At 49.6% G+C, this 5,097-nt stretch carries 1 tRNA gene and 3 rRNA genes; all 4 read right to left on the bottom strand.

Annotation, left to right across the window (positions count from 1 at the left end):
- Nucleotide 1: 1 nt before the first annotated feature.
- The 4 genes from rrf to QM810_RS09320 all read right to left on the bottom strand — a co-directional run bounded on the left by rrf (nucleotide 2) and on the right by QM810_RS09320 (nucleotide 4,892).
- A 5S ribosomal RNA gene (gene rrf, locus QM810_RS09335) occupies nucleotides 2–117 on the bottom strand.
- A gap of 77 nt (nucleotides 118–194) precedes the next feature.
- Nucleotides 195–3,096 (bottom strand): 23S ribosomal RNA (locus tag QM810_RS09330).
- Between the two features lie 125 nt (nucleotides 3,097–3,221).
- Nucleotides 3,222–3,294 (bottom strand) — tRNA-Ala (locus tag QM810_RS09325).
- A gap of 50 nt (nucleotides 3,295–3,344) precedes the next feature.
- Nucleotides 3,345–4,892: ribosomal RNA gene (locus QM810_RS09320) — 16S ribosomal RNA — on the bottom strand.
- The 16S, 23S and 5S rRNA genes sit together here with 1 tRNA gene alongside, the layout of an rRNA operon.
- Between the last annotated feature and the right edge of the window lie 205 nt (nucleotides 4,893–5,097).

Genomic DNA, 5,097 nt, shown 5'->3' with positions numbered 1-5,097 from the left:
AGCTAAGCGACTTCCATATCTCACAGGGGGCAACCCCCAACTACTTCCGGCGTTCTAGGGCTTAACTTCTGTGTTCGGCATGGGTACAGGTGTATCTCCTAGGCTATCGTCACTTAACTCTGAGTAATACCTACTCAAAATTGAATATCTATCAAATGCCAAGAAAACCTTCACACTTCGTATTCTCAGTTACTTTGGATAAGTCCTCGAGCTATTAGTATTAGTCCGCTACATGTGTCGCCACACTTCCACTTCTAACCTATCTACCTGATCATCTCTCAGGGCTCTTACTGATATAAAATCATGGGAAATCTCATCTTGAGGTGGGTTTCACACTTAGATGCTTTCAGCGTTTATCCCTTCCCTACATAGCTACCCAGCGATGCCTTTGGCAAGACAACTGGTACACCAGCGGTAAGTCCACTCTGGTCCTCTCGTACTAGGAGCAGATCCTCTCAAATTTCCTACGCCCGCGACGGATAGGGACCGAACTGTCTCACGACGTTCTGAACCCAGCTCGCGTGCCGCTTTAATGGGCGAACAGCCCAACCCTTGGGACCGACTACAGCCCCAGGATGCGACGAGCCGACATCGAGGTGCCAAACCTCCCCGTCGATGTGAACTCTTGGGGGAGATAAGCCTGTTATCCCCAGGGTAGCTTTTATCCGTTGAGCGATGGCCCTTCCATACGGAACCACCGGATCACTAAGCCCGACTTTCGTCCCTGCTCGAGTTGTAGCTCTCGCAGTCAAGCTCCCTTATACCTTTACACTCTGCGAATGATTTCCAACCATTCTGAGGGAACCTTTGGGCGCCTCCGTTACCTTTTAGGAGGCGACCGCCCCAGTCAAACTGCCCGTCAGACACTGTCTCCGATAGGGATCACCTATCCGGGTTAGAGTGGCCATAACACAAGGGTAGTATCCCAACAGCGTCTCCTTCGAAACTGGCGTCCCGATCTCATAGACTCCTACCTATCCTGTACATGTGGTACAGACACTCAATATCAAACTGCAGTAAAGCTCCATGGGGTCTTTCCGTCCTGTCGCGGGTAACCTGCATCTTCACAGGTACTAAAATTTCACCGAGTCTCTCGTTGAGACAGTGCCCAAATCATTACGCCTTTCGTGCGGGTCGGAACTTACCCGACAAGGAATTTCGCTACCTTAGGACCGTTATAGTTACGGCCGCCGTTTACTGGGGCTTCAATTCATACCTTCGGATTACTCCTAAGCACTCCTCTTAACCTTCCAGCACCGGGCAGGCGTCACCCCCTATACATCATCTTACGATTTAGCAGAGAGCTGTGTTTTTGATAAACAGTTGCTTGGGCCTATTCACTGCGGCTGACTTAAAGTCAGCACCCCTTCTCCCGAAGTTACGGGGTCATTTTGCCGAGTTCCTTAACGAGAGTTCTCTCGCTCACCTGAGGCTACTCGCCTCGACTACCTGTGTCGGTTTGCGGTACGGGTAGAGTATGTTTAACGCTAGAAGCTTTTCTTGGCAGTGTGACGTCACTAACTTCGCTACTAAACTTCGCTCCCCATCACAGCTCAATGTTATAGAATTAAGCATTTGACTCAATTCACACCTCACTGCTTAGACAGACACTTCCAATCGTCTGCTTTAGTTAGCCTACTGCGTCCCTCCATCACTACATACTCTAGTACAGGAATATCAACCTGTTGTCCATCGGATACACCTTTCGGTCTCTCCTTAGGTCCCGACTAACCCAGGGCGGACGAGCCTTCCCCTGGAAACCTTAGTCTTACGGTGGACAGGATTCTCACCTGTCTTTCGCTACTCATACCGGCATTCTCACTTCTATGCGTTCCAGCGCTCCTCACGGTACACCTTCACCACACATAGAACGCTCTCCTACCATACCTATAAAGGTATCCACAGCTTCGGTAAATTGTTTTAGCCCCGGTACATTTTCGGCGCAGGGTCACTCGACTAGTGAGCTATTACGCACTCTTTGAATGAATAGCTGCTTCTAAGCTAACATCCTAGTTGTCTGTGCAACCCCACATCCTTTTCCACTTAACAATTATTTTGGGACCTTAGCTGGTGGTCTGGGCTGTTTCCCTTTCGACTACGGATCTTAGCACTCGCAGTCTGACTGCCGACCATAATTCATTGGCATTCGGAGTTTATCTGAGATTGGTAATCCGGGATGGACCCCTCACCCAAACAGTGCTCTACCTCCAAGAATCTTGATGTCGACGCTAGCCCTAAAGCTATTTCGGAGAGAACCAGCTATCTCCAAGTTCGTTTGGAATTTCTCCGCTACCCACAAGTCATCCAAGCACTTTTCAACGTGCCCTGGTTCGGTCCTCCAGTGCGTCTTACCGCACCTTCAACCTGCTCATGGGTAGGTCACATGGTTTCGGGTCTACGACATAATACTAAGACGCCCTATTCAGACTCGGTTTCCCTACGGCTCCGTCTCTTCAACTTAACCTCGCATCATATCGTAACTCGCCGGTTCATTCTACAAAAGGCACGCTCTCACCCATTAACGGGCTCGAACTTGTTGTAGGCACACGGTTTCAGGTTCTATTTCACTCCCCTCCCGGGGTGCTTTTCACCTTTCCCTCACGGTACTGGTTCACTATCGGTCACTAGGGAGTATTTAGGGTTGGGAGATGGTCCTCCCAGATTCCGACGGGATTTCACGTGTCCCGCCGTACTCAGGATACTGCTAGGTACAAAGACTATTTAAAATACGAGGCTCTCACTCTCTTTGGCTGACCTTCCCATGTCATTCTTCTATAGTCTTTGAGTCCACATTGCAGTCCTACAACCCCGAAGAGTAAACTCTTCGGTTTGCCCTCCTGCCGTTTCGCTCGCCGCTACTAAGGCAATCGCTTTTGCTTTCTCTTCCTGCAGCTACTTAGATGTTTCAGTTCACTGCGTCTTCCTCCTCATATCCTTAACAGATATGGGTAACAGGTAGTACCTGTTGGGTTCCCCCATTCGGAAATCCCTGGATCATCGCTTACTTACAGCTACCCAAGGCATATCGTCGTTTGTCACGTCCTTCTTCGGCTCCTAGTGCCAAGGCATCCACCGTGCGCCCTTATTAACTTAACCTTATTTTTTTGACCTTTCAGTCATAAACTCTTATTAATACTACAGCGTTTTCGGTTTATTTTCTTGTTACTATTTGATATAGATATTCAATTTTCAATGTGCATTACTTGGTGATCTCTCACCAATGGAGCCTAGCGGGATCGAACCGCTGACCTCCTGCGTGCAAAGCAGGCGCTCTCCCAGCTGAGCTAAGGCCCCACAAGACCTCTCAAGACTAAACAAGACCAATGTGCATTCCTTATCCTTAGAAAGGAGGTGATCCAGCCGCACCTTCCGATACGGCTACCTTGTTACGACTTCACCCCAATCATCTATCCCACCTTAGGCGGCTGGCTCCAAATGGTTACCTCACCGACTTCGGGTGTTACAAACTCTCGTGGTGTGACGGGCGGTGTGTACAAGGCCCGGGAACGTATTCACCGCGGCGTGCTGATCCGCGATTACTAGCGATTCCGACTTCATGTAGGCGAGTTGCAGCCTACAATCCGAACTGAGACTGGCTTTAAGAGATTAGCTTGCCGTCACCGACTTGCGACTCGTTGTACCAGCCATTGTAGCACGTGTGTAGCCCAGGTCATAAGGGGCATGATGATTTGACGTCATCCCCACCTTCCTCCGGTTTATTACCGGCAGTCTCGCTAGAGTGCCCAACTGAATGATGGCAACTAACAATAGGGGTTGCGCTCGTTGCGGGACTTAACCCAACATCTCACGACACGAGCTGACGACAACCATGCACCACCTGTCACCTCTGTCCCGAAGGAAAGCTCTATCTCTAGAGCGGTCAGAGGGATGTCAAGACCTGGTAAGGTTCTTCGCGTTGCTTCGAATTAAACCACATGCTCCACCGCTTGTGCGGGCCCCCGTCAATTCCTTTGAGTTTCAACCTTGCGGTCGTACTCCCCAGGCGGAGTGCTTAATGCGTTAGCTACGGCACTAAACCCCGGAAAGGGTCTAACACCTAGCACTCATCGTTTACGGCGTGGACTACCAGGGTATCTAATCCTGTTTGCTCCCCACGCTTTCGAGCCTCAGCGTCAGTTACAAGCCAGAGAGCCGCTTTCGCCACCGGTGTTCCTCCATATATCTACGCATTTCACCGCTACACATGGAATTCCACTCTCCCCTCTTGCACTCAAGTTAAACAGTTTCCAAAGCGTACTATGGTTAAGCCACAGCCTTTAACTTCAGACTTATCTAACCGCCTGCGCTCGCTTTACGCCCAATAAATCCGGACAACGCTCGGGACCTACGTATTACCGCGGCTGCTGGCACGTAGTTAGCCGTCCCTTTCTGGTAAGATACCGTCACAGTGTGAACTTTCCACTCTCACACTCGTTCTTCTCTTACAACAGAGCTTTACGATCCGAAAACCTTCTTCACTCACGCGGCGTTGCTCGGTCAGACTTCCGTCCATTGCCGAAGATTCCCTACTGCTGCCTCCCGTAGGAGTCTGGGCCGTGTCTCAGTCCCAGTGTGGCCGATCACCCTCTCAGGTCGGCTATGTATCGTCGCCTTGGTGAGCCGTTACCTCACCAACTAGCTAATACAACGCAGGTCCATCTGGTAGTGATGCAATTGCACCTTTCAAGTAGATATCATGCAATATCTACTGTTATGCGGTATTAGCTATCGTTTCCAATAGTTATCCCCCGCTACCAGGCAGGTTACCTACGCGTTACTCACCCGTTCGCAACTCATCCGCTCGGTGCAAGCACCAAGCTTCAGCGTTCTACTTGCATGTATTAGGCACGCCGCCAGCGTTCGTCCTGAGCCAGGATCAAACTCTCATTAAAAGTTTGAGTTCTCACTCATTTCTGTCACTGACAGATTTATTGTTTTTTCATTGTTCAGTACTATAACTTCAGTTATAGTGCCCTGCACATTGGTTCGTCTTGTTCAGTTTTCAAAGGTCTTTGTCGCGCTTGCGACAACTATATTAGTATATCACAGTCATTTTTCTCTGTCAACAGGTTTTTTTAACTTTTTTTATAACCTGTT

It is taken from the genome of Streptococcus infantis (assembly GCF_047464155.1).
GTDB classification, from domain to species: Bacteria; Bacillota; Bacilli; order Lactobacillales; family Streptococcaceae; genus Streptococcus; species Streptococcus infantis_U.
Note: the sequence above shows the minus strand (reverse complement) of the source record. Positions and strands in the feature narration are given on the sequence as shown.